This is a genomic window from Sabulicella glaciei (assembly GCF_026183895.1).
Classification (GTDB): Bacteria; Pseudomonadota; Alphaproteobacteria; order Acetobacterales; family Acetobacteraceae; genus Roseococcus; species Roseococcus glaciei.
Map to the genome: position 1 here is coordinate 221,399 of NZ_JAPFQI010000002.1, position 22,455 is coordinate 243,853.

18 protein-coding genes are annotated in these 22,455 nt (G+C 71.2%); 14 read left to right on the forward strand and 4 right to left on the reverse strand.

The window, feature by feature from the left end; all coding sequences use genetic code 11:
• Nucleotides 1-14 precede the first annotated feature (14 nt).
• Nucleotides 15-2,306, reverse strand: coding sequence for an NADP-dependent malic enzyme (locus OF850_RS06350; protein WP_301589092.1), 2,292 nt, complete (start codon nt 2,304-2,306; stop codon nt 15-17).
• A 142-nt stretch (nt 2,307-2,448) separates the two neighbouring features.
• Between OF850_RS06350 and mutS the strand changes: the two genes are divergently transcribed.
• The 4 genes from mutS to trpS are packed head-to-tail and all read left to right on the forward strand — an operon-like array spanning nt 2,449 to nt 10,308.
• The gene (gene mutS / locus OF850_RS06355; RefSeq protein ID WP_301589093.1) at nt 2,449-4,965 is read left to right on the forward strand and encodes a DNA mismatch repair protein MutS; all 2,517 of its coding nucleotides are present in this window, start codon (nt 2,449-2,451) and stop codon (nt 4,963-4,965) included.
• 16 nt (nt 4,966-4,981) lie between these two features.
• Nucleotides 4,982-7,738, forward strand: a complete 2,757-nt coding sequence (locus OF850_RS06360; protein ID WP_301589195.1) for a [protein-PII] uridylyltransferase — start codon at nt 4,982-4,984, stop codon at nt 7,736-7,738.
• A 3-nt stretch (nt 7,739-7,741) separates the two neighbouring features.
• Nucleotides 7,742-9,274, forward strand: coding sequence for a murein biosynthesis integral membrane protein MurJ (murJ, locus tag OF850_RS06365; RefSeq protein ID WP_301589094.1), 1,533 nt, complete (start codon nt 7,742-7,744; stop codon nt 9,272-9,274).
• Nucleotides 9,275-9,306: 32 nt separating this feature from the next.
• On the forward strand, nt 9,307-10,308 hold the full coding sequence (gene trpS / locus OF850_RS06370; RefSeq protein ID WP_301589095.1) for a tryptophan--tRNA ligase: 1,002 nt from the start codon (nt 9,307-9,309) through the stop codon (nt 10,306-10,308).
• A gap of 74 nt (nt 10,309-10,382) precedes the next feature.
• Here trpS and OF850_RS06375 read toward each other — a convergent pair whose 3' ends face one another.
• Together OF850_RS06375 and OF850_RS06380 are read right to left on the reverse strand one after the other, a co-directional pair.
• Complete coding sequence (locus OF850_RS06375) at nt 10,383-11,075, reverse strand: hypothetical protein (RefSeq protein WP_301589096.1); 693 nt, start codon at nt 11,073-11,075, stop codon at nt 10,383-10,385.
• Nucleotides 11,076-11,162: 87 nt separating this feature from the next.
• Nucleotides 11,163-11,591, reverse strand: coding sequence for a hypothetical protein (locus tag OF850_RS06380; protein WP_301589097.1), 429 nt, complete (start codon nt 11,589-11,591; stop codon nt 11,163-11,165).
• A 54-nt stretch (nt 11,592-11,645) separates the two neighbouring features.
• Between OF850_RS06380 and OF850_RS06385 the strand changes: the two genes are divergently transcribed.
• The gene (locus tag OF850_RS06385; protein ID WP_301589098.1) at nt 11,646-12,296 is read left to right on the forward strand and encodes a hypothetical protein; all 651 of its coding nucleotides are present in this window, start codon (nt 11,646-11,648) and stop codon (nt 12,294-12,296) included.
• 52 nt (nt 12,297-12,348) lie between these two features.
• The gene (gene uvsE / locus OF850_RS06390; protein ID WP_301589099.1) at nt 12,349-13,377 is read left to right on the forward strand and encodes a UV DNA damage repair endonuclease UvsE; all 1,029 of its coding nucleotides are present in this window, start codon (nt 12,349-12,351) and stop codon (nt 13,375-13,377) included.
• Between the two features lie 10 nt (nt 13,378-13,387).
• Here the strand turns inward: uvsE and OF850_RS06395 are convergent, their stop codons facing one another.
• Nucleotides 13,388-13,633 (reverse strand): hypothetical protein, encoded by a 246-nt coding sequence (locus tag OF850_RS06395; protein ID WP_301589100.1) that lies wholly within the window; start codon nt 13,631-13,633, stop codon nt 13,388-13,390.
• A 193-nt stretch (nt 13,634-13,826) separates the two neighbouring features.
• Here OF850_RS06395 and rpoZ point away from each other — a divergent pair, with 193 nt between their 5' ends.
• From rpoZ to parC, 8 genes are all read left to right on the forward strand, one after another.
• The gene (gene rpoZ, locus OF850_RS06400) at nt 13,827-14,228 is read left to right on the forward strand and encodes a DNA-directed RNA polymerase subunit omega (protein ID WP_301589101.1); all 402 of its coding nucleotides are present in this window, start codon (nt 13,827-13,829) and stop codon (nt 14,226-14,228) included.
• Nucleotides 14,229-14,237: 9 nt separating this feature from the next.
• Nucleotides 14,238-16,484, forward strand: coding sequence for a RelA/SpoT family protein (locus tag OF850_RS06405; protein ID WP_301589102.1), 2,247 nt, complete (start codon nt 14,238-14,240; stop codon nt 16,482-16,484).
• A gap of 138 nt (nt 16,485-16,622) precedes the next feature.
• Entirely contained in the window at nt 16,623-17,030 is a 408-nt protein-coding gene (gene acpS / locus OF850_RS06410; RefSeq protein ID WP_301589103.1) for a holo-ACP synthase, read from the forward strand.
• Between the two features lie 75 nt (nt 17,031-17,105).
• Nucleotides 17,106-17,843 carry a signal peptidase I gene (gene lepB, locus OF850_RS06415; protein ID WP_301589104.1) on the forward strand — a complete coding sequence of 246 codons (738 nt, stop codon included), beginning with the start codon at nt 17,106-17,108 and terminating at the stop codon, nt 17,841-17,843.
• The gene (gene rnc / locus OF850_RS06420) at nt 17,840-18,505 is read left to right on the forward strand and encodes a ribonuclease III (RefSeq protein WP_301589105.1); all 666 of its coding nucleotides are present in this window, start codon (nt 17,840-17,842) and stop codon (nt 18,503-18,505) included. Before lepB ends, rnc begins: the two co-directional genes overlap by 4 nt.
• The gene (gene era / locus OF850_RS06425) at nt 18,502-19,425 is read left to right on the forward strand and encodes a GTPase Era (RefSeq protein WP_301589107.1); all 924 of its coding nucleotides are present in this window, start codon (nt 18,502-18,504) and stop codon (nt 19,423-19,425) included. The genes rnc and era overlap by 4 nt, the downstream gene beginning before the upstream one ends.
• Before the next feature lie 13 nt (nt 19,426-19,438).
• Nucleotides 19,439-20,191 carry a DNA repair protein RecO gene (recO, locus tag OF850_RS06430; protein WP_301589109.1) on the forward strand — a complete coding sequence of 251 codons (753 nt, stop codon included), beginning with the start codon at nt 19,439-19,441 and terminating at the stop codon, nt 20,189-20,191.
• 30 nt (nt 20,192-20,221) lie between these two features.
• Entirely contained in the window at nt 20,222-22,453 is a 2,232-nt protein-coding gene (gene parC / locus OF850_RS06435) for a DNA topoisomerase IV subunit A (RefSeq protein WP_301589110.1), read from the forward strand.
• The last annotated feature ends 2 nt before the right edge of the window (nt 22,454-22,455 follow it).

The window sequence follows — 22,455 nt, forward strand, 5'->3', positions numbered from 1 at the left end:
TCGACCCCTCAAGCCTAGCTGCGCACCGCTTGGTAGGCGGCGAGCGTCGCGAGGTCGAGGATCTGGTTCACCCCCGCCCCGGTGGAGACGATCTGCGCCGGCTTCGACATGCCCATCAGCACCGGCCCGATGCTGGTGGCGCTGGTGAGGTGCGGCACCGCCTTGGTGAGGATGTGCGCGGCGTGCAGGCCGGGCATCACCAGCACGTTGGCCGGCCCCGTCAGGCGCGAGAACGGATAGAGCGTGGCGCGCAGATTCGGGTCCAGCGCCACGTCGGCGCCCATCTCGCCGTCATGCTCGAAATCGGCGCCCTGGGTGTCCAGCAGCTTCACCGCCTCGCGGATGGAGCCGGGGATGATGCCCTTGGGGTCGCCGAAGGTGGAGAAGGACAGGAAGGCCACGCGCGGCTCCATGCCCAGGCGCTTCGCCGCCGCCGCCGCGCGCCGCGCGATGGTGGCGAGAGTGGGCGCGTCCGGCCGCTCATGGATCGCCGTGTCGGCCACCAGCACGGTGCCGGAGCGCCGCGCCACCATCATGGTGAGGCCGAACAGCACCCCCTCCGGCTCGATGACGGAGGTCACGCCTTCCAGCGCGGCGGAGTAGGAGCGCGTCTCGCCGGTCACCATGGCGTCGGCATCGCCCAGCGCCACCATGCAGGCAGCGAAGACGTTGCGATCCTGGTTCACCAGGCGCTGGCAGTCGCGGAACAGGTAGCCGTCGCGCTGGCGCTTCTCGTACAGGTATTCAGCGTAGCGGCGGTTGTCCTGCGAAAGCCGCGCATTGTGGATCTCGATCCCGTCCGGCAGGCGGATGCCCATGCCGGCGACGGTCGCGTTGATGCGATCTTCGCGCCCCACCAGCACCGGCGTGCCATAGCCGCCGTTGCGGTAGGCGATGGCGGCGCGGATGACGTTCTCCTCCTCGCCCTCGGCGAAGACGGTGCGCTTGGGCTCGGCGCGCACGCGCTCGTGGATGTGCTCCAGCGCGTTGGCGGCCTCGTCCAGCCGGTTGGTGAGCTCGCGCGCATAGCGGGCGGGGTCCACCAGCGGCTTGCGCGCCACGCCGGACTTCACGGCGGCCTCGGCCACCGCGACCGGCACGCGGGAGATCAGGCGCGGGTCGAAGGCGTTGGGGATGATGTATTCGGGGCCGAAGGCCAGCCGCATCCCGGCGCCCGACCGTGCCACCTCCTCCGGCACCGCCTCGCGCGCCAGCTCCGCCAGGGCCTGGGCGGCGGCGATCTTCATGGCGTCGTTGATCGTGCTGGCGCGCACGTCCAGCGCGCCGCGGAAGATGAAGGGAAAGCCCAGGACGTTGTTCACCTGGTTCGGGTAGTCCGATCGTCCCGTGGCGATGATGCAGTCCGGCCGCGCGGCCTTGGCGTCCTCCGGCGTGATCTCCGGATCCGGGTTGGCCATGGCGAAGATGATGGGCTTGTCGGCCATCGCCTGGACCATCTCCTGCGTCAGCGCGCCCTTCACGGACAGGCCGAAGAACACGTCCGCCCCCTCTAGCGCCTGGGTCAGCGTGCGCGCCGTGGTCTCGACTGCATGCGCCGACTTCCACTGGTTCATGCCCTCGGTGCGGCCGCGGTACAGCACGCCCTTGGTGTCGCACATGATGATGTTCTCGGGCCGCATCCCCATGGCGCGCAGCAATTCGGCGCAGGCGATGGAGGCGGCGCCGGCGCCGTTGATGACGAGGCGCGTCGTGGCGAGGTCGCGCCCGGTCAGGTGCGCGGCGTTGATGAGGCCGGCGGCGGCGACGATGGCGGTGCCGTGCTGGTCGTCGTGGAAGACCGGGATGTCCATCATCTCGCGCAGCCGCTGCTCGATGACGAAGCACTCGGGGGCCTTGATGTCCTCCAGGTTGATGCCGCCGAAGCTCGGCCCCAGGAAGCGGACGCAGTTGACGAACTCGTCCACGTCCTCCGTGTCGAGGCAGAGATCCATGCCGTCTACGTCGGCGAAGCGCTTGAACAGCGCGACTTTGCCTTCCATGACAGGCTTGGAGGCGAGGGCGCCCAGATTGCCCAGGCCAAGCACGGCGGTGCCGTTGGACACCACGGCCACGAAGTTGCCCTTGCTGGTATAGTCATAGGCCAGGCGCTGGTCGCGGTGGATGTGCAGGCAGGGCTCCGCCACGCCGGGGGAATAGGCGAGCGACAGGTCCCGCGCGGTGACGAGGGGCTTGGTGAGCCGCGTCTCCAGCTTGCCGGGCCGTCCCTCGGCGTGCATCGCCAGCGCCTCCTCGCCCGTCACGCGGGCGGTGCGGGTGTCGCTGGCGTCCTTCCTGGTCTCGTCCATCCGTCTCAACCTTTCGTGCCCGTTCCTTCTTCCATAGCGGCGGGAGGCGACCCTGCCCAGGACGCCGCTTCGCGCCTGCGAGGGGCTTTGCTATGCCCCTGGGGTGGATCAGCGCGTTTCCGCCGCCGGGGCGACCCCGGCCATGGCCCAGTGGTTTGCCGCAAAGGAGCGGGCGGGCAGCGCGCTCGTCTTCTTCCGCATGGGCGATTTCTACGAGTTGTTCTTCGACGATGCGGAGGCGGCGAGCGACGCGCTCGGCCTCGCCCTGACGCATCGAGGGGAGCACCAGGGCGTGCCCATCCCGATGTGCGGCGTGCCGCACCATGCCTGCGAGGCCTATCTCGCCCGGCTGATCCGGCGCGGCTTCCGCGTCGCCATCTGCGAGCAGACCGAGACGCCCGAGCAGGCCAAGGCGCGCAAGGCCGCCACCCTCCGGCGCGAGGTGGTGCGCGTCATCACCCCCGGCACGGCGACGGAGGAGGCGCTGCTCGACGCCGCCCGCCCGGCCTGGCTGCTGGCCCTGGCGGAGGGCGGAGCGGCCTGGCTCGACGTCTCGACCGGCGCCTTCCACACCGCGTCTGGGGAGGACCCCGCTTCCCTCGTCGCCCGGCTGCGCCCGGCGGAGATCCTGGCCGCCGATGGGCGCGACGACGCGACGCCGGCGGTGGTGCCCAAGGACCCGGCGCGGCGCGTCGCGGAGGCTTTCGGCGTGGCGACGCTCGACGGGTTCGGCCAGTTCACGCCGGCGGAACTCGCCGCCGCGGCCATGGCGCTCGACTATGTGCGCGCCATGGGCAATGGGCAGCTGCCGCGGCTTTCGCCGCCCCTGGCCGAGGGCGGGCGCGGGGTCATGCTGCTGGACGCGGCGACGCGGCGCTCGCTCGAGATCCTGGAAAGCCCGCAGGACGGCCCGACCTTGCTCGCTGCGCTGGACCGCACCCTGACCGGGCCGGGGGCGCGAGAATTGGCGGCGCGCCTGGCGGCGCCGCTCGATGACCTCGCCGCCATCCGGGCGCGGCACGACCACGTCGCACTGCTCCTCACCGAGCGCGAGCGGTGCGACGCGATCCGCGCCGCGCTGAAGGGAGCGCCCGACATGGCGCGCGCCCTGGCGCGACTCTCGCTCGACCGCTTCGCCCCGCGCGACCTGGGCGCGCTGCGCGACGGGCTGGCGCGGGCCGCTTCGCTGACGCAGGCCGCGCGCGGCTCCATCCTGCCCGCCCCGGTGCCGCTGCCCGAACTGGCGGCGGAGCTCGCCCGCGCCCTGGCGGAGGAATTGCCGGCTCGGCTGGAGGATGGGGGCACGGTCGGCGCGGGCTATGACGGCCAGCTCGACGCGCTGCGCCGGCTGCGCGACGACGCGCGCGGCGCCATCGCGGCGATGCAGATGGAGCTCGCCCAGGGCTGGGGCGTCGCCGCGCTGAAGATCCGCCACCACCAGCAACTGGGCTTCCTGGCCGAGGTACCGGCGGCGGCGGGCGAGAAGCTCCTGCGCGCCGCCCCCCCGGGCCTCGCCGAGGAGATGCGCCCCATCCACCGGCAGAGCATGGCGAACGCGCACCGCTTCACCTGCGCCGCCCTGGCCACGTTGGACCGCCGCCTGTCCGAGGCGGGGGAGGAGGCGCAGCGCCGCGAGAAGACCGTGGTGCAGCACCTGCGCCGCCTCGTGCTGGAGGCGGGCGAGGCCGTCGCCGCTGCGGCCCGCGTCACCGCCGAGCTGGACGTGCTGGCCGCCGCGGCGGAACTGGCGCGCGAGGGGCAATGGTGCCGCCCCGAGATGACGGAGCGGCCCGATTTCACGGTCGTCGCCGGGCGCCACCCGGTGGTGGAAAAGGCGCTGCGCGAGGCGCGCGGCCCGGCCTTCGTGCCCAATGGAAGCGACCTGTCGCCGGGCCGCCGCCTCACCCTGCTCACCGGGCCGAACATGGCGGGCAAGTCCACCTTCCTGCGACAGAACGCGCTCTTCGCCGTCATGGCCCAGGCCGGGCTGTTCCTGCCGGCCGAGGCGGCGCGGATCGGCCTCGTGGACCGGCTCTTTTCCCGCGTCGGCGCGGCGGACGACCTCGCGGGCGGACGCTCCACCTTCATGGTGGAGATGAGCGAGACGGCCGCCATCCTGAACCTCGCCGGGCCACGCTCCCTCGTCGTGCTGGACGAGGTGGGGCGCGGCACGGCGACCTGGGACGGGCTCGCCATCGCGACCGCGGTGCTGGAGGCGCTGCACGACCGCATCCGCTGCCGCACCCTGTTCGCCACGCATTTCCACGAGCTGACCGTTCTGGCCCATCGCCTGCCCGAGCTGCGCTTGGCCCGCATGGAGGTGCGCGAATGGCGCGGCGAGGTGGTGTTCCGCCATTCGGTGGGGGAGGGGGCGGCGGAGAAATCCTGGGGCATCCATGTCGCCAAGCTGGCCGGGGTGCCCGCGCCCGTCCTGCGCCGCGCGGCCGAGGTGCTGGCCGCCCTGGAGGCACGTGCAGCCGCCGGCGAGGACCCGCTGGCGGCGGAATTGCCGCTCTTCGCCCCGCCCCCGCGGCTCCCCTCCGCCCACCCGGCGCTGGAGGCCCTGCGGGCGCTGGACCCCGATTCCCTGTCCCCCCGAGAGGCGCAGGAGGCGCTCTATCATCTGAGGGGCCTCGCGGACGGGACCGAAGGGCAGTAATATCCGCGCCATGAAAATGGTCGCGGCCGAGCCCGCACATGTCGCGCTGGAGCTTGCGCCCGGCGGCGAGCCCCTGCCGCGCGAAGCCGCGCTGGCCTTGCTTCGCCGTGAATTGGGCCGTGTTCAGGCCGAAGTCCAGCGCATCTTCGAGGCGCGCGAAACCCAGGGCCTCGGCGCCGCGCGGCGGCTTTCGGCGCGGATGGACCGCATCATGGACGCCATCCAGTCCTATGCCGCGCTGATGGTTCCGCCGAGCAAGGGGGCGCTCGGCCTCGACTTCGCCCTGGTGGCGACGGGCGGCTACGGGCGCGGCGTGCTGGCCCCGCATTCGGACATCGACCTGCTCTTCCTGTCCCAGAAGGAGCCGGGGCCGCGCACCCGGCGCCTCGTCGAGTTCATGCTCTACATGCTCTGGGACCTTGGGCTGAAGGTCGGCCATGCCACGCGCTCGGTGAAGGATTGCGTGGCCGAGGCGGCCAAGGACCTCACTGTGCTGACCGCTCTCGTGGATGCGCGCTTCCTGGCGGGCGATCCGGCCCCCTTCACCAACTTCCAGTCGGAGTTCCAGCGGCTGCGGCGCAAGGGCGGCTTCGCCCCCTTCCTGTCCGCCAAGCGGGCCGAGCGCGCGGCGCGCCACGCCCGCTACGGCGAAAGCCCCTTCCTGGTGGAGCCGAACGTGAAGGAAGGGCGCGGCGGGCTGCGCGACCTCCAGACCCTTTACTGGCTCGCCCGCTACGCCTTTGGCGTGCAGAAGATGCCGGAGCTCGTCGGGCCGGACAGCCCGGGCGGCGGGCTGCTGACGGAACTGGAGGCACGGGCCATCCGCCGCGCCTGGAACTTCCTGTGGACGCTTCGCTTCCACCTCCACTACGTCACCGGCCGAGCCGAGGAGCGCCTGACCTTCGACCTCCAGCCCGTGGTCGCCGCCCGCATGGGCTACACCCGCCACGGCGCGCAGGACGGGACGGAGCGGCTGATGAAGCACCTGTTCCTGACCGCGCGCGACGTGGCGCGGCTGTCGCGGGTGCTGGAGCCGGCGATCGAGCGCGCGGCGCTGGGGCCGCCCGCACGGCGGCGGGAGGGCGATGCCCGCATCTCCGCCATGGGCCTCGCCTTCGCCGATGGGCGGCTGGTCGCCGCCCCGCCCGACCGCGACTTCTCGCACGAGCCCATCCTGATGCTGCGGATCATGAAGGCGGCGCGCGACCGGGCGCTGGAGATCCATCCCCTCGCCATCCGGGCCATGATCCGCCACCACCGCCGCGCCGAGGCGCTGCGTTGCGACCCCGAGGCGAATGCGCTCTTCATGGACCTGCTGATGGGCAAGGACGCCGCGAAATGGCTGCGCCTGCTCAACGAGGTCGGCTTTCTCCAGCGCTTCATCCCGGAATGGCAGCGCGTGGTCGGGCTGATGCAGTTCGACACCTACCACGTCTTCACCGTGGATGAGCACACGATCGAGGCGATCGGCATCATCCAGCAGATCGAGGCCGGCGCGTTGAACGAGGTGGCGCCGGTGGCCACCGAGCTTGCGGGGCAGCTGCAGTCCCGCCGCGCACTCTATGTCGCGGCGTTATTGCACGACATCGCCAAGGGCCGCGGCGGCGACCACAGCGAACTGGGTGCTCGCCTCGCGCAGGAGATCTGCCCGCGCCTGGGGATGAGCGCGGAGGAGACGGAAACCGTTTCCTGGCTCGTCCTGCACCACCTGCTGGTGAGCCACACCGCCTTCAAGCGCGACATCGAGGATCCGAAGACCATCCTCGACATCGCCGACCAAGTGCAGTCGCCGGAGCGGTTGCGCCTCCTGCTCGTGCTCACCGTGGCCGACATGCGCGCCGTGGGGCCGCGCGTATGGAACGCCTGGAAGGCGACGCTTCTGCGCGAGGTGTACTGGCGGGTCTCCGAGGTGCTGGCCGGCGGCATGACCGTGCCCGAGCGCGACGTGCGCGTGGCCCGGGCCAAGGAAGCCGCGACCGCCGAGCTGGGCGGCTTCGCGCCGGGGGAGCGCGATCATTTCCTGTCCCTCGGCTATCCGGGCTACTGGCTGTCCTTCGACGCCGAGACCCACGCCCGCCACGCCCACCTGATCCGCGAGGCGGAGGCGACCGGCGCGCCGCTCACCGTCCGCTCCCGCGTGCTGGCGGATCGCGGCGTGACGGAGGTGACGGTCTACTGCACCGACCATCCGGGCCTGTTCAGCCGCATCAGCGGCGCGCTGGCCGTGGGCGGCGCCTCCATCGTGGATGCGCGCATCCACACCCTCACCAACGGCATGGCGCTCGACACCTTCTGGGTGCAGGACAGCGCGGGCGGCGCCTATGACGCGCCGCACCGCCTGGCGCGGCTTGGCGTGCTGATCGAGCAGGCGCTGAGCGGCCGCCTGAACCTCGGCGCCGAGATCGGCAAGGTGCGGCGCGAGCCGGCGCGGCTGGCCGCCGTCACCGTGCCGCCGCGCGTCGTGGTGGACAACCACGCCAGCAACACCCACACCGTGATCGAGGTGAACGGGCGCGACCGTCCCGGCCTGCTGCACGACGTCACCGGCGCCATCTCGGAGCACGGGCTGCAGATCGCCTCGGCGCACATCACCACCTACGGCGTGCGGGCGGTGGACGTGTTCTACGTGAAGGACGTGTTCGGGCTGAAGGTGGAGAACGAGCGCAAGCTCGCCCCGCTGCGCCTCGCCCTGCTGGAGGCGCTGAGCCCACCCACCCCGCCGGGGGGCGGGATGATCGCCAGCAACATGCGGGAAGCCGCCGCCAGGGCCTGAGCCATGCTGCGCGCCATCGCGACGGTGGGCGGCTGGACCATGGTCAGCCGCGTCCTCGGCTTCCTTCGCGACATGCTGATCGCGGCGACGCTGGGCGCGGGGGTGGTGGCCGACGCCTTCTTCGTCGCGCTGAAGCTGCCCAACCTGTTCCGCCGCTTCTTCGGCGAGGGCGCCTTCAATGCCGCCTTTGTCCCCGCCTTCGCCGCCACGCTGACGCGGCGCGGGCCGCTGGCGGCGCGCGAACTGGCCGAGCGGATGGCGACGCTGATGACGCTCTGGCTCGCCCTGCTGACGCTGCTGGGCCTGCTTCTGATGCCGCAGATGATGCGGCTCCTCGCCCCCGGCTTCGCCGGACGGCCGGAGCAGTTCGCCCTGGCGGTCGAGCTGACGCGGATCACCTTTCCCTACCTGCTGCTGATCTGCCTGACCGCGCTGGTCTCGGGCGTGCTGAACGGGCTGGGGCGCTTCGCCGCCGCCGCCGCCGCGCCGATCTTCTTCAACGTGCTGTCCGTCGCAGCGCTGTGGATTCTCGCCCCGGTGACGCCGACGCCGGCCCACGCGCTGGCCTGGGGCGTCACCGCCTCCGGCGTCGTGCAGCTGGGCTTCGTCCTGTGGGCCGCCAAGCGCGCCGGGATGCCGGTGAACCCTTTCCGCCTGCCGCGGCTCTCGCCCGAGGTGCGGGACGTGCTGCGCAAGATGGGGCCGGGGCTGGTGGGGGCGGGGGTGACGCAGCTCAACCTCGCCATCGACGTCATCATTGCCTCCTTCCTGCCGCTCGGCGCCGTGTCCTTCCTTTATTACGCCGACCGGGTGGCCCAGCTTCCGCTCGGCGTGATCGGCGCGGCGGTGGCGACGGCGCTGCTCCCGCTGCTGGCGAAACAGCTTTCGGGCGGGCAGCCGCTGCAGGCGCATCGCTCCATGAACCGGGCGCTGGAGATCTCCGTCGCGCTGACGGTCCCGGCAGCCTTCGCCCTCGCCGTGCTGGCCCTGCCCATCCTCCAGGCCCTGTTCCAGCGCGGCGCCTTCGGTGAGGTGGAGGCGCGGGCGACGGCGGCGGCGCTGCGCGTCTACGCGCTGGGCCTGCCGGCCTTCGTGCTCGTGAAGGTCTTCGTGCCGGGCTTCTTCGCGCGTGGCGACACGGCGACGCCCGTGAAGGTCGGCATCCTCTGCGTCGCCCTGAATCTCGGGCTGAACCTCATGCTGATGGGGCCGCTGCAGCATGTGGGGGTGGCGCTTTCCACGGCCCTGGCCGCCTGGGCCAACACGGCGCTGCTCGCCTTCATCCTGTGGCGGCGCGGGCAGTTCCACCCCGACCGCGCCCTGCGCCGCCGCGCGCCCCGCCTCTTCGCCTCGGCGCTGCTGATGGCGGCGCTGCTCGCTGCCCTGTCCTGGGCGCTGGCGCCCGCCGAGGGGCTGCGCGGCGTCGCGCTGCTGGCCGTCATCTGCGTCGCGGGGCTGCTCGCCTATGGCGCGGCGGCGCAGCTTTCGGGCGGGATGGACCTGCGCGACCTCCTGCGGCGGCTCCGGCGCCGTTGACAGGGCGCGCGCCGCGCGCGAACCACCCACCCATGCAGCGCGTCTTTTCCGGCATCCAGCCCTCGGGCGTCCCGACCCTCGGCAACTACCTCGGCGCCATCCGCAACTGGGTGCCGATGCAGGACACCCATGACTGCCTCTACTGCGTCGTGGACCTCCATGCGATCACGCAGTTCCAGAAGCCCGAGGACCTGCTGCGGCAAACGCGGGAGATGGCGGCGGCCTTGCTGGCCTGCGGCCTCGACCCCGAGAAATGCGTGCTCTTCGTCCAGTCTCACGTGCCGGCCCATGCCGAGCTGGCCTGGCTGTTCAACTGCGTCGCCCGCATCGGCTGGCTGAACCGGATGACGCAGTTCAAGGACAAGGCGGGCAAGAATGCCGAGAACGCCTCGACCGGCCTCTACGTCTATCCGAACCTGATGGCCGCCGACATCCTTCTCTACAAGGCGACCTCGGTGCCGGTGGGTGACGACCAGCGCCAGCACCTGGAACTGGCCAACGACATCGCGGGGAAGTTCAACCACGACTACGCGGTGGAGCTGTTCCCGCGCATAGAGCCCTTCATCGGCGGCGTGGCGGCGCGGGTGATGTCCCTGCGCGACGGCACCAAGAAGATGTCCAAGTCCGATCCGTCCGACCAGTCGCGCATCAATCTGAACGACCCGGACGACGAGATCCGCAACAAGATCAAGCGCGCCAAGACCGACCCCGACCCGCTTCCCGAAACCCCGGCCGGGCTGGGCGGGCGGCCCGAGGCGCGCAACCTCGTCGGCATCCTGGCCGCCGTGACCGGGCGCTCGCCGGAAGCGGTGCTGGCCGAGCATGCGGGCCAGGGCTTCGGCGCCTTCAAGCCGCTGCTGGCCGATGCGCTGATCGCCCACCTCGCCCCCATCCGCACCGAGATGGAGCGCCTGCTCCGCGACACGGCCGCGCTGGACGCGGCGCTGCGGCGGGGCGCGGAGAAGGCGGAGGCTCTAGCGCTGCCGACCTTGGCGGAAGCAAAGGCGGCCATGGGCTTCCTTGCGAGAAGCTGAATATTTTGCGCCGCACAGAGACATTTCGGTAAGGGCTGGGTTCCGCTTAAATCTTTCTTGGCCACAAAGCCGCCTCAAACTTGCGGCGGCTTCGGCGTTTCTTCCGCGGCGGGACTGGTACTTGCCGGTCCTGCGGCTTTTGGGAGACAACGCATGTCCACGATGAAGAAGGCCAGCTTGGCGCTTGCACTGCTGGCTGGCACGGCCTTCGGCGCCATTGCGCAGACTTCCTCTTCCACCACCGGCATGGGCGGCAGCTCGGCGGGCGGTGGCACCTCCAGCACCACTCTCGGCACGGGCGGCTCCTCGGCGGGCTCGGGCTCCGGCGCCGGCTCGGCTTCCACCCTTGGCATGGGCGGCACCTCCGCCGGCGGCGGCCAGAGCAGCACGACGCTCGGCACCGGCGGCTCGGCGGCTGGGTCCGGCACGGGCAGCGGCTCCGCCTCCACCATGGGCATGGGCGGTTCGTCGGCAGGCGGCGGCACGTCCAGCACCAGCATGGGCACGGGCGGTTCCGCCGCAGGCGGCTCGCGTTCGGGCTCCGCTTCTACCCTCGGCACGGGCGGCAGCTCAGCGGGTGGCGGCACGTCCAGCACCAGCATGGGCACCGGTGGCTCGGCCGCGGGCTCGGGTTCGGGTGCCGGGACCAGCTCGACCATGGGCATGGGCGGCTCCTCGGCGGGCGGCGGCACCTCGTCCTCCTCCATGGGGACCGGCGGTTCCTCGGCCGGCGGCGCGGCCAACGTGGCGCCGACGAGCGGTGACACTTCGCGCCCCGGCAACTCGGGCAATGCGCCGGGCCACAACCGGGACCGTGACAGCAATCCGGGCCGCGGCAACACCCGCTAACCGGATCAAGGGCCGGGCCGCGTGACCCGCGTGACCTGCGGGCCATGCGACCCGGCCACCATCGCCAGGAGAGTCCCGACCATGCCCCGCCTTCGCGCGGCCCTTGCCGCCGTCCTGCTCCTGCCCGGCGCGTCCTGGGCCCAGGGCCACAGCAGCAGCAGCGCGACCGCGACCGGCCCAAACAGCAGCGCCTCTTCCAGCGCGTCCTCGTCCAGCAGCGCCGGCACCGCCCGCTCCAGTGCCACGGCTGGGGACTGCGTGGTCCTGCCGCCGGGCGCCAGCACGGGCAGCAGCATCACCATGGGGCCGGGCGGGATGAGCGGCTCCGCCACGGCGGGGCCGGGCGGGACCAGCGTGCAGATCAATCCGCCGGGCGCGGGGTCGAGCGGCACGCAGAGCTGGGCGCAATCGCAGTCCCAGGCAGGTTGCGTCATCGCCCTGCCGCCCGCTTCCTCGCGCTGACGCGAGCACAGGAAAGGAACGCCACCATGAAATTCCAGACCATGCTGATGGGCACCGCCGCCGCGCTTGTCGCCGCGCCGCTGCTCGCGGGCGGCGCCGTCGCCCAGACCGCTGCCACCGGCTCCACCGACACGCGAGCCCAGGCGGCGGGCCGACACGCCGACGGCGGCACCGGCCTGCGCCGGGCCGAGAGCAGCACGACCACGGGGACCGGTGCCTCCGCCTCGGGCACCACAGCCGAGGGAAGTACGACCAGCAGCGCCATGGGCGCGGGCCGCTTCCCCGATGGCGGCACCGGCATGCGCCGGGCCGAAAGCTCCTCCACCGTCGGCACGGGCGGCAGCACCGCGGGCGGCGGCAGCGGCTCCTCCTCCACCGTGGGGACGGGTGGCAGCGCCACGGCGGGCAGCGGCGTCTCGGCCAGCACGCTCGGCACGGGTGGCAGCTCGACGGGGGGCGGCACCTCCTCCTCGACGATGGGGACAGGGGGCAGCACCTCTTCCTATTCGAGCGGACCAGGGGCCAGCGCCTCGTCCAGCGGGCCGAGCGGGCGCAGCGAGTCCGGGCCATCCGGCAGCAGCGCGCATCCTAATGTAGGGAATGTGGGCTCGGCGGGTCCCGGCAACTCGGCCAACGCGCCGGGCCGCACAGGCAGCGCTCCCGGTCAGACGCGCTGACGGGGCAGGCGTGGCCTTGCAACCTTCGGGGGCAAGGCCACTTCCCCTCCGCGTGACAAGCCAAGCCCCCATGCGGCTGGGCGTGCCGGTGAAGATCCTGGCCGACCCATCCTTGAAGAGCAACGACGCGCGCCGCTGGCAGAGCGGCCCCCATCTCCGGGTGTCGCTCGAGTATCTGGACGCGATCCTCGATCACCTGGCTCGGCGAGACATCCGCATGTACCGGATGTCCTCCGACCTCGCGCCCTACGCGACGCACCCGGACATGCCGCAATTCCATTCGATGGTGCGCGAATGTGCGCCGGAACTGGCGGCGATCGGCGCCAAGGCGCGGCGGCTCGGTATCCGCCTGTCCTTCCACCCCTCGCAATTCGTGGTCATCAACAGCCCCGATCCGGAACTGGTCAGGAAATCCGTCGCCGACCTCACCTCCCAGGCGGAGATGCTGGACCGGATGGAGCAGGGGCCGGAGGCGGTGCTGATCATCCACACCGGCGGGCATTACGGCGACCGGCAGGCGGCGCTGGAGCGCTGGGCGCGCAACTGGGAGGACCTGCCCGAGCCGGTGCGACGGCGCCTGGTGCTGGAGAATGACGATCTGCGCTTCGACGCCGCCGACGTGCTGTGGCTGCACGAGCGCACGGGCGTCCGGCTGATCTTCGACCACCAACATTTCTGGTGCCTGAACCGCCAGGGGCTGGAGGTCGCCTCCACCTTCCGCCGCTTCCTCGCATCCTGGCCCGAGGGGCAGCGGCCGAAGATGCATTTCTCCTCGCCGCGGACGGAGATGCGGGAGGTGAAGCGGCCCGTGCCCGGGACGAAGCGGACCGAGACGAAGCTGATCCCGCCGGTCTGGACGGGCCATGCCGACTTCATCAACCCCTTCGAGTTCGCGACCTTTCTGCGCGAGGTGCCGGAAGCGGTGTTCGACGTGATGCTGGAGGCGAAGGCCAAGGATCTGGCGCTGGAAAGGCTGCGCGCCGACCTGCCGCGCTATGCGCCCGATGTCGGGCTGCGCTTCGGCTTCGCCCCCGCGGCGACCGAGGAGGCGCTGGAGGAGGAGGCCGAGGCGGCGGAGTAAGGCGGCAGGCTTAGACGGCCGTCTCGCGCGGAGCGAACCAGGGCGCGACGCCCTCGCGCAGCGGCGCGCGGTCATCGGCGTTGCGCAGCGCGGCGCGGGCGGCGTCGGCCAGCCCCTCGGCGATGCGCAGCGCCTCGGCCGGGGTGAGTTCGGCGAAGCTGAAGCCGGCGGTCTCGGCGGGTTCCTGCAGGGCGAGGTAGACGCGGCCCGGTGCGGCACGAAGCTTGACGCGCGACATCACGTTGCCCAGTCCCATGACTTTCCCTTGTCTCTCTCGGTTGCTCAAAGGGTGGCGGGCACGGCGGCTTGTTGCAATCCGGTGAATCACGCAGGGGCATGGAATCTGTGGCCTTGCTTCGCGGCGGGGCGCGGCCTATCTAGGGGGTTCGCCGCGGCGCAGCACGGCACGCCGCGCCCCCGTTTTCTGCTCGTGCTTCCGAGGTTTGCCCATGGCGCGCGTTACGGTCGAAGACTGCATTCTCCAAATCCCCAACCGGTTCGAGCTGGTCCTGCTGGCCGCGCAGCGCGCCCGCAACATCTCGCGCGGCGAGAGCCTGACGCTGGACCGCGACAACGACAAGAACCCCGTCGTCGCCCTGCGCGAGATCGCGGAGCAGACGGTCGAGCTGCCTCAGCTGGAGGAGGACCTGGTCAAGTCCCTGACCCGCGCGCCGGAGCCGGAGCCGGTCGAGGACGAGGTGATGGACCTGATCTCCACCTCGGAGAACATCTTCGGCGTCATGGACGTGAACGAGGAACTCCCAGCCGAGATGGGCGGCGAGGAATTCAGCGCCGAGGACCTCGAAGCCTCGCTGGCCGCCGAACTCGGCGGCGACGCCCCGCAGGAGTAAGGGAACACGGTGTCCGGACGCGCCGCCCCGCCCGCCCCAGGGCCGGCGCGCGCGCCCGAGGGATTGCTGGCCGCGGCCGCCGACCCGCCGGGGCTGGATGCCGTCCTGGCCTTTTGTGACCGGGTCTGCACCGCTGATCCCCGGCTGGACCGCGACCTCATCGTCCGCGCCGGGCGCTTCGCCGCCGAGGCCCACGCGCCCCAGGCGCGCCAGAACGGCGAACCCTACATCATCCATCCCGTCGCCGTAGCCGAGATCCTGGCCGGCTACCGGCTGGACTCCGCGACCATCGCCACGGCGCTGCTGCACGACGTGGTGGAGGACACCCCCCACGGCCTGCCCGAGATCGAGAAGCGCTTCGGGGCCGAGGTGGCGCGCCTCGTGGACGGCGTCACCAAGCTGTCGCGCATCGAGGTGCAGAGCGAGCGCACCAAGCAGGCCGAGAACCTCCGCAAGCTGCTGCTGGCGCTGAGCGAGGATCTTCGCGTCCTTCTGGTGAAGCTGGCGGACCGGCTGCACAACATGCGCACCCTGGCCTTCGTCCCGAAGCCGGAGAAGCGCGCCCGCACCGCGCGCGAAACGCTGGAGATCTACGCCCCCCTGGCCGAGCGCATCGGCATGGAGGCGCTGAAGACCGAGCTGGAGACACTCGGCTTCCGTGAGCTGAACCCGGAGGCCTGGGCCTCCATCGCCCAGCGCCTGACCTATCTGCGCGGCCGCTCCGCCGACATCATCGCCGAGATCGAGCAGGAGCTGCGCGACGCGCTCGCCGCCTCCGGCGTGGCTTTCGAGGAGGTGCAGGGCCGGGAAAAGTCGCCCTACTCCATCTGGCGCAAGATGCAGGCCAAGAACGTGGCCTTCGAGGGCTTGTCAGACGTGATGGCCTTTCGCGTCATCGTGGGCGAGAAGCCGGCCTGCTACATGGCGCTGGGCGCCATCCACGACGCCTTCAAGGTGATCGCGGGGCGGTTCAAGGACTACATTTCCACGCCCAAGACCAACGGCTACCAGTCGCTGCACACGGGCGTCCTGCTGCCCGGCCGCCGCGACGAGGCGAAGATCGAGGTGCAGATCCGCACGCGGGACATGCACCACATCGCCGAGTACGGTCTCGCCGCGCACTGGGTCTACAAGCAGAGCAACGAGGCCGCGACCGCGCGCTCCTATCCCTGGGTGCGGGCGCTGATCGACATCCTGGAAACGGAGCCCGAGGCCAATGACGCGATGGAGAGCACGAAGCTCGAGCTCCATCGCGACCTCGTCTTCTGCTTCACCCCCAAGGGCGACCTGATCGAGCTCCCGCAGGGCGCGACGCCGGTGGACTTCGCCTACCACGTCCATTCCCAGGTCGGCGACGCCTGCGTTGGCGCCAAGGTGAACGGGCGCATCGTCCGGCTGCACGACAAGCTGGAGAATGGCGACCAGGTCGAGATCATCACGGCCAAGGGGGGCAAGCCCAACCCGGCCTGGATGAAGTTCGTCGTTTCCGGCAAGGCGCAGGCCCGCATCCGCCGCTACGCCGTGGCGGAGGAGAAGGCGCGCGCGCGCGAGGAGGGGCGCACCGCCATCGTCAAGGCGTTCCGCCAGCAGGGGCTCGACTTCCAGGAGAAGCTGCTGGAGCCCGCGGCCAAGGCGCTGCGACAGTCGGGGGTGGAGGAGCTGTTCCATGCCGTCGCCTCCGGCTCGCTTTCCGCGCGCGACGTGGTCCATGCCGCCTTCCCGGAGCTGCGCGGCCCGCCCCGCCCGCTGGAGCCGACGGCGCTGATGGCCAACCGCTCCCGCGCCGGGGGTGCGCGGGCGGTGCCGTCCCTGCCCATCACCGGGCTGGTCGCCGGGATGCAGCTGCATTTCGCCCATTGCTGCCACCCCATTCCAGGCGACCGCATCGTGGGCATCGTCACCACCGGCAAGGGCGTCACGGTCCACACCCATGACTGCCACATGCTGGAGAATTTCGCCGCCACGCCCGAGCGTTTCCTCGACGTGGAGTGGGACGAGGCGGCGCTCGGCCCCGCGTCGCACACGGTGCGGCTCGGGGTCTCGGCGGTGAACGGGCCCGCGCTGCTGTCGGGCATCGCCAACGCCATCGCCAAGCAGAAGGGCACTCTGACCAACCTTCGCCTCGGCAAGCGCGACGACGACGAGTGCGAGCTGCAGATCGACGTGGAGGTGCGCGACACCCGCCACCTGGCGGAGCTGATGGGCACGCTGCGCGCCGGCGAGGGCGTGATCCGCGTGGACCGGGCGAAGGGGTAGGGAGCGAGTGGTGGCCAGCCAGGATGCCGTCTGCGGCCGCGCGCGGCGACGGGCCGCCGGGTCCGGTGCGTCATGCCTGAGGCGCGGGAGCCAAGCGGCCGACACGCGCGCCCGGTGCTTGAGGGCGCAAAGAGACTCATGATCCTCGGCATCGGCAACGACCTTTGCGACATCCGCCGCATCGAAACGGTGCTGGAGCGGCATGGCGAGCGCTTCCTCCAGCGCGTCTTCACGGAAGCCGAGCGCGCCAAGGCGGAGCGGCGGACGGAGCGGGTGCGCGCCGGCACCTACGCCAAGCGCTTCGCGGCGAAGGAAGCGGCGAGCAAGGCGCTGGGCACCGGCTTCCGCCACGGCATCTTCCACCGCGACCTCGGCGTGGTGAACCTGCCTTCCGGCCAGCCCACCCTGGCCATGACGGGCGGCGCGGCCGCGCGCCTCGCGGCAATGACGCCGCCGGGGCATCGGGCGGTGGTCCACCTGACCATGACCGACGAATACCCCTATGCCGAGGCCCAGGTGATCATCGAGGCGGTGCCGCTTCCTTGACACCCTGCCGGGCCTCGGCTTGATCGCGGTTGCAACCCCTCCCGAGCCCCCTGCATCATGGCGAAGACCCCATCCTTGGCGAAGAAGAAGTCGGGCGGCTGGCTCGAGAGCATCAAGACCATCGTCTATGCGGCGCTGATCGCGATCGGCATCCGCACCGTGGCCTTCGAGCCGTTCAACATCCCTTCCGGCTCGATGATCCCGACGCTGCTGGTGGGGGACTACCTGTTCGTTTCCAAGTATTCCTACGGCTACTCGCGCCATTCCATGCCCTTCAGCCCGAACCTGTTCAACGGGCGCATCTGGGGGGCGATGCCGGAGCGCGGCGACGTGGCGGTGTTCAAGCTGCCGCGCGACACGCGCCAGGACTACATCAAGCGCATCATCGGCCTGCCCGGCGACCGGCTGCAGATGCGCGGGGGCGTGCTACACGTGAACGGCCAGGCGGTGCGGCTGGAACGGCTGGGCCCCTACGTGGCCGAGGGCGACGGGCCGCGCATCACCGTCCGCCTGCTGCGCGAGTTCCTGCCGGGCGGGCGATCCCACCTCATCATCGAACAGTCGGACGACGCGCCGCTGGACAACACGCCCGAGTTCACCGTGCCCGAGGGCCATGTCTTCGCCATGGGCGATAACCGCGACAACTCGCTGGACAGCCGCGTGCCCTCCGCCGTGGGCATGATCCCATGGGAGAATCTTGTGGGCCGGGCCGAATTCATCTTCTTCTCCGTGGATGGCAGCGCCCGCATCTGGGAGGTGTGGAACTGGCCCTTCGCCGTCCGCTGGACCCGCCTGCTGAGCGCGGTGCGGTGACGCTCGCGAAAAGGCTCGGCCACGCATTCCGCGACCCGGCGCTGCTGGAGCGCGCGCTCACCCACCGTTCCGCCGCCGACCCGCGCAAGCGGATGCTCGACAGCAACGAGCGGCTGGAGTTCCTCGGCGACCGGGTCTTAGGCCTGCTGATCGCCGAATGGCTTGTGGAGCGCTTCCCAGAGGAGCGGGAGGGCGACCTGGGCAAGCGCCTTGCCACCCTCTGCTCCCAGGACGTGATCGCCCCCATCGCCGAGCGCATGGGCGTGGCCGAGGCGCTGAACGTGCCGCCGGCCGAGGGCCGCACCGGGCTGCGCGCCCGCGCCACCGTGCTGGCCGATGCGCTGGAGGCGGTGCTGGGCGCCCTGTTCCTGGATGGCGGGCTGGAGCCGGCGCGCGCCGTCGTGCGCCGTGAATGGGCCGAAGCGATCGCGGCCGACCCGCGCCCGCCCGCCTCGGCGAAGAACCGCCTTCAGGAATGGACGTTGGGCAAGGGGCTGGGCCTGCCGGAATACCGGCTGGCCAGCACGGCGGGGCCGCCCCACGCGCCGGTCTTCGTCGTCAGCGTGCGCGCCGCGGGGCGTGAGGCGGAGGGGATGGGCGAAAGCAAGCGCGCCGCGGAGTCCGCGGCCGCCGAGAACTGGCTGAAGGGACTGGACGGATGAGCGGGCAAGGCGAGGGCGAGGCTCAGCGGCGCTGCGGCTTCGTCGCCATCCTGGGCGCGCCCAATGCGGGCAAGTCGACGCTGGTGAACGCGCTGGCGGGCACCAAGGTCTCCATCGTCTCGCCCAAGCCGCAGACGACGCGCTTCCGCATCCGCGCTGTGCTGATGGAAGGCGAGGCGCAGATCGTGCTGGTGGACACGCCCGGCATCTTCGCGCCGCGCCGCCGCCTGGACCGCGCCATGGTCAGCGCCGCCTGGGGGGGCGCGCAGGATGCCGACTTCGCCCTGCTGGTGGTGGACGCCAAGTCCGGCCTGACCGAGCCGGTGCGCGCGATCATCGAGAAGCTGCGCTCCGTGCAGGGACAGCGGCCGATCTGGCTGGCGCTGAACAAGGTGGACCTGATCCCGCGCGAGACCCTGCTGCCGCTCGCGGCAGAGCTTCACGGGCTGCTGGACTTCGCGGAGTCCTTCATGATCAGCGCCTCCAAGTCGCAGGGGCTGGACCGGCTGCGGGAGAAGCTGGCCGCCGTCATGCCCCCCGGCCCCTGGATGTTCCCCGAGGACGAGCTGTCCGACCTGCCCAACCGCATGCTGGCCGCCGAGGTGGTGCGCGAGCAGATCCTGCGCCAGACCCACGAGGAAGTCCCCCACCACGCCACGGTCGAGACGGAGACGTGGACGGAACGCGAGGACGGTTCGGCCCGGGTGGACTGCACCATCTATGTCGGCCGCGCCGGGCAGAAGGCCATCATCATCGGCGAGAAGGGCGCGCGCATCCGCGAGATCGGCCGTCGCGCCCGGCTGGAGCTGACGGAGCTGCTGGAACGCCCTATCCACCTGTTCCTGAACGTCAAGGAACGGCCGGGCTGGGACGAGGAGCGCTCGCGCCTCCGCGCCCTGGGCCTGGAAGACGAGGGGTGAGGACGCCCCGCCCGTGACCGTGGAATGGTCCGCCCCGGCGATCGTGCTTTCGGCGCGCCCGCATGGCGAGGCGGACCTCCATCTGGCGCTGCTGACCGAGGCGCACGGCAAGCATCCTGGACTGGCGCGCGGCGGCCAGTCCCGCCGGCAGGTGGCGCTGTGGCAGGCCGGCAACCTGGTCGAGGCACGGTGGATCGCCCGCCTCGCCGAGCAGCTAGGCTCCTACACGGCCGAGCCGGTCCACGCCGCCGCCGCCCATGCGCTGGATGACCCGCTGGCCCTGGCCGTCCTGTCCTCCGGCTGCGCCATGGCCGATGCCGCCCTGCCGGAGCGGGAGCCGCACCCGGCCGTGTTCCGCGGCCTCGTGGAGGTGATCCGCGCCCTGGCCCGGGGCGGGGAGGCCGGCGTCGCCCCCTATGTGCGTTGGGAGGCGCTTTTGCTGGCGGAGCTGGGCTATGGGCTGGACCTCGCCGCCTGCGCCGCGACCGGAAAGCGGGAGGGGCTGCGCTTCGTGTCGCCCAAGTCGGGACGGGCGGTGTCGGAGGAGGCGGGCGCCCCCTATGCCGACCGGCTCTTTCCCCTGCCGCCCTTCCTGCTGGACCCCGCCGTGCCGGGCGACCCGGCGCAGTGGGAGCAGGGGCTTGCCATCACTGGACACTTCCTGTCCCGCGACGCCTTCGGCCAGCAGCACCGCCCCCTTCCACCGGCGCGCGAAAGGCTGCAAGACCGCGTGACGGCCCTGGCATTGGCGGCCGTTCGCGACTAAATCAAGTTCGAGAGAACGAAACGCGAATACATGCCCGACGATGTGATCCTGAAGGATGGCGGCGCGATCCGCGAAACGCCCCTGAGCGACGCGCTCAGCGAGCGCTACCTAGCCTATGCCATGAGCACCATCATGGCGCGCTCCCTGCCCGATGTGCGGGACGGGCTGAAGCCGGTGCATCGCCGCCTGCTCTGGGCCATGCACCAGCTGAAGCTGGACCCGGCGAGCGGCTTCAAGAAATGCGCCCGCGTCGTCGGCGACGTGATCGGCAAGTACCACCCACACGGCGACGCAGCGGTGTACGAGGCGCTGGTCCGGCTCGCGCAGGATTTCGCCGCGCGCTACCCCCTCGTCGAGGGCCAGGGGAACTTCGGCAACATCGACGGCGATAATGCCGCCGCCATGCGCTACACCGAGGCACGGCTGACCGAGGTGGCGCAGGCCCTCCTGTCCCAGATCGACGAGGACACGGTCGATTTCCGCACCACCTACGATGGCGAGGACAAGGAGCCCGTCGTTCTCCCCGCCGCCTTCCCGAACCTGCTGGCCAACGGCGCCAACGGCATCGCGGTCGGTATGGCCACCTCCATCCCGCCGCACAATGCGGGCGAGCTTTGCTCTGCCGCCCTGGCGCTGATCGCCAACCCCAAGGCCACGACGGCGGAGCTGCTCCAGCACCTGCCGGGGCCGGATTTCCCGACCGGCGGCGTGCTGGTGGAATCCGCCGAAAGCATCGCCGAGGCCTATGAGACGGGCCGTGGCGGCTTCCGCCTGCGCGCGCGCTGGGAGGTGGAGAAGCAGAAGAACGGCACCTGGAACGTCGTCGTCACCGAGATCCCGTACCAGGTCGCCAAGTCGCGCCTGATCGAGCAGATCGCGCAGCTGCTGGAGGAAAAGAAGCTCCCGCTGCTCGGCGACGTGCGCGACGAGAGTACGGACAAGGTGCGCCTCGTGCTGGAGCCAAAGTCCCGCACCGTCGAGCCGGCCGTGCTGATGGAGACGATGTTTCGCGCCACCGCGCTGGAATCGCGCATCCCGCTCAACATGAACGTGCTGGATGCCAGCCGCACCCCGCGCGTCATGGGGCTGCGCGACGTGCTGCGCGCCTGGCTGGACTACCGGCACGAGGTGCTGCAGCGCCGCACCAGCCATCGCCTCGCCGCCATCGCGCGGCGGCTGGAGGTGCTGGACGGCTACCTGATCGCCTACCTTAACCTGGACGAGGTGATCCGCATCATCCGCACGGAGGACGAGCCGAAGGCGAAGCTGATGGCCGCCTTCGGCCTGTCGGACATCCAGGCCGAGGCCATCCTCAACATGCGGCTGCGGGCGCTGCGCAAGCTGGAGGAGATGGAGATCCGCCGCGAGCACGACCGCCTTTCCAAGGAGCAGAAGGGCCTCCAGGCCCTCATGGCCTCCGAGACGCGGCGCTGGACGGCGATCGGCAAGGAGATCGAGGAGACTCGCAAGAAGTTCGGCTCCGGCGCGCTGGGCGACCGCCGCACCCTGGCGGGCAGCGCCATGCCGGCGGTGACGGTGGATGAGAGCGCCTTCATCGAGAAGGAGCCACTCACCGTCATCCTGTCGGAGAAGGGCTGGATCCGCGCCTTCAAGGGCCACCTGCCGGAGGAGCAGGAGGTGAAGTTCAAGGAGGGCGACGGCCCGGCCTTCCGCCTCCATTGCATGAGCACCGACCGGCTCGTCGCCTTCGCCTCCAACGGCAAGGCCTACACGGTGAAGGCAGAGGCGCTGCCGCGCGGCCGCGGCGACGGCCAGCCGCTGCGCCTGATGGTGGAGCTGCCGAACGAGGAGGCGATCCTGACGCTGATCGTGCCGGAGGAGGGCGCGCGCTACCTCGTCGCCGGCAGCGACGGCAAGGGCTTCCTGGTCGAGGCGACCGAGCTGATGGCGGAAAAGCGCACGGGCAAGCAGGTGCTGGTTTCCGAGGCCCCTTCTCGCGCCGTGCTGTGCTGCCGCGCCGAGGGCGACACGGTCGCGGTGCTGGGCGACAACCGCAAGCTCCTGCTCTTCCCGATGGAGCAGTTGCCGGTGATGACGCGCGGCCGCGGCGTGCAGCTGCAATCCTACAAGGATGGCGGCCTCGCCGACGCCAAGGTCTTCACCCGGAAGGAGGGGCTGACCTGGAAGCTCGGCGAGCGGACCCGCACCGAGACCGACCTCGCCACTTGGCGCGGCCAGCGTGCTGGGGCAGGGAAGATGGTGCCGAACGGCTTTCCAAGGTCCAACAGCTTCGGGGAGTGACG